Genomic DNA, 2,600 nt, shown 5'->3' with positions numbered 1-2,600 from the left:
TTAATCCTCTCCCCAGAATCTACTTAATCTACATTAAGCTTAAATATTTAAGCTTAATGTGATAGAGTTTGCTAATAAGGAGTTTATGTTTATCACTATAAAAATCTTTTACTAGATTTTTATGTTTATAATTAATGCATTATTTATTTTATTATATCAAATGCTCTTTTGTTTAATTTTGTTTTTGTTGTTTTATAATTTGTTTTAAGCAAACTCTGGGCAATTGATTTTAATTGTATATTTGGTTTTTTATCCTTATTTAATTCTTTTTACTCCTAGTTTTTATATATATTTATGTACTTATTCTATATTATTGATAATATTTAAAACCAATAAGACTAATATTATTAATACTACTATTATTAGTTTTATTATTATTTTCATGATCTAACTTAATCTTTATTATATTTTTATTCTTATATTAGTTCTTATTTATATATGGTTTTTCACACCAACTAGTAATAGTTAGTGTGAAAGAACTTACCACCATAAGCCTAGTTTTAAAAACATAGTATGAGAAGTGGTATTATCAAATGTGAATGTACCTGCATAATTTAATGATAAATCAGCATTATTAGCTATGGTATAAGAAAGAGCAAACTGTCCAAATCCATAATACTTAGAAGTTTTTATATCTGAGCTTAAATGGTTTTGCCCAAGCAATAAATTTCCTTTTGCATCATCGTATAAATTTACTATAGCACCTATAGTAGCATTAGTTCTTATCTTATCACTCCATGGTTTATACCATTTTAAAGCAGCACTTGCATCAATAAAATTAAACTGTTCTGATAAATAGTGCTCTTTTAAACCATCTATATGTCTTAAGCTAAAGTTTTTATTACTCATACCATAATAACTTAGACCAAACTCTGGAGATATTCTAGCTATATCTAAGGTATTATAATAATTAGCACCTAACTTAATATCTACTCCATAGCCATAAATTTTAGTATCACTTTCTATAGTAGTAGGAATATTCTTATAAGATTTTTCTATATCTGTTTTAGTATAATCAAGTCTTGTACTAGCACTAATATAGTATTGATTAATACCATCTCTTGCTAATATTCCATAATAAGTTAAACCACCATAATAAGTTTTATCATCAAATTTAAGTCTTTGAGTAGCTTGTTCTTTAAAAGCATCTTCATAACCTAAATAAAAACCTATAACACCATAATCATTTGGTAATTCTCTTTGAGAGCCACCTATTAAACCTGTAGTATTAACACTTAATTGTCCTATACTTTTTCCTATTTTAATAGATGAATGACTATAATAAGGTATTAAGAAAGAATAATTATTTGCATGAACATTTTTATTAGGGATAAAAATATCCTCTAATTCAGCTAATAAGTCAGCATCATTACCATAAGCTTCTCCTTTTTTAGATAATTCCATATCCAATACTTGAGAAAAATCTGTTTGGAAATTTTTAGAAGTAACATCTCTTAAGATATTAGAAATATTAATATTTCTTAATCTAGAAGAATAAACCATAGACTTAGCTAGGGTTTTACCACTTAGTTCTGCTAAATTAACATTAGCTATATACTTACCATTACCTAAGCCCATAAAATCATAAATACCTGATAAACTATGGATGTTATTACCATCTACTCCTTGATTGTTGTTAGTTTTATCACCTACTATATTACCATCTTTATCTGCAAAGAAAGTATTAGCATCATAAATAGTATTTAATTGTAATTTGCTTGTATCAACATAGATTTTATCTGCACTAATACCACCAAGATTATCTCCACCTATAATGATAGAATTTTCTAATCTTTGTTCATTGCTTTGAGTATATTCAGGTGCATTAAAATACCAACCATCTATGCTTATTTTACCTTTGTTATTATTTTCTAAATGGTAGCCATGGGTATTTTTACCTATAAAACCACCCTCCCATTTAGTATCTTGATTTACACCAACTACATGACCATTGCTTAGTGTTAAAGTACCTGAGTTAGTGATACCATCATAAATTTCTCCATAATTAACAATACTCATAGTACCTTCATTGTTTATACCACCATAGATTTTAGCTTTAGTATCATTATTATTTTTAGTAGTGTCTAAACTACCTTTATTTATTAAATTTATAGTACCACTATTATTTATACCATTAAAAATAACACCCAAAGAAGTGTTTTCTAGCATATTTATAGTACCACTATTATTTATACCATTAAAATTATCTAACGGAGAAGCTTCCTTTCCTATAGTACCACTATTACTAATAATACCTATATAACCTTTATCTTTATTATCTTTGGTTTTACTATTAAATGTATTAGTTATACCTACTATAATTCCTTCATTATTGATTGTACCTATAACACCATTATCATTAAATAAACCTTGTTCTAAGATAGCGTCTTTATCGTTTTCAAGAGTGCCTAGGATATCTTTGTTTTCAAAGGTATTTTTTAAACTACCTTTGTTAGCAAATTTACCTATAGATGAAGTTTCATCTCTAGTAATTAACATATCTCCATTATTGGTTATAGTTCCTACTACTGAGTTATTTTTTAAATCTAAATCAGCTTTAGCACCTTCATTGTTTGTGATAGAGCCTATGGTGCTATCAT

General features: G+C 26.4%; 1 protein-coding gene. It reads right to left on the bottom strand.

All coding sequences use genetic code 11. The annotated features are described in order from the left end of the window. Window positions 1-480: 480 nt before the first annotated feature. The coding region (locus tag ACOTVC_RS08500; protein ID WP_421628320.1) for an autotransporter outer membrane beta-barrel domain-containing protein at window positions 481-2,600 on the bottom strand (2,120 nt) is incomplete at its 5' end.

It is taken from the genome of Campylobacter sp. GB48, from assembly GCF_049221845.1.
Lineage (GTDB): Bacteria > Campylobacterota > Campylobacteria > Campylobacterales > Campylobacteraceae > Campylobacter_D > Campylobacter_D lari_C.
The sequence above is the reverse complement of the archived record's forward strand: the minus strand, read 5'-3'. Positions and strand labels throughout refer to the sequence as shown.